At 77.7% G+C, this 211-nt stretch carries 1 protein-coding gene; it reads left to right on the top strand.

Annotation, left to right across the window (positions count from 1 at the left end; translation table 11 throughout):
* Positions 1 to 209: aldo/keto reductase (locus G3I40_RS00940; RefSeq protein ID WP_203643155.1), on the top strand; the 209-nt coding region annotated here is incomplete at its 5' end.
* Between the last annotated feature and the right edge of the window lie 2 nt (positions 210 to 211).

The following is a 211-nucleotide window of genomic DNA, read 5'->3' as shown; positions in this document are numbered from 1 at the left end:
TCGACGCGCTTCGCTCCGTGCTGACCGGCGGTGGCCGCACCCCGGCGCAGGGCGCGCTCGCCTGGCTGTGGGCGCGCAGCCCGCGCACCGTGCCGATCCCCGGGTTCCGCACGGTGGCGCAGGCCGAGGAGAACGCGGGCGCGCTCGCCCACGGGCCGTTGACCGAGGGGGAGTTGGCGGAGGTCGAGGGCATCCTGGGCAGGCCCTAGGG

It is taken from the genome of Streptomyces sp. SID14478 (assembly GCF_010548525.1).
In the GTDB taxonomy this organism is placed as follows: Bacteria; Actinomycetota; Actinomycetes; order Streptomycetales; family Streptomycetaceae; genus Streptomyces.
Note: the sequence above shows the minus strand (reverse complement) of the source record. Positions and strands in the feature narration are given on the sequence as shown.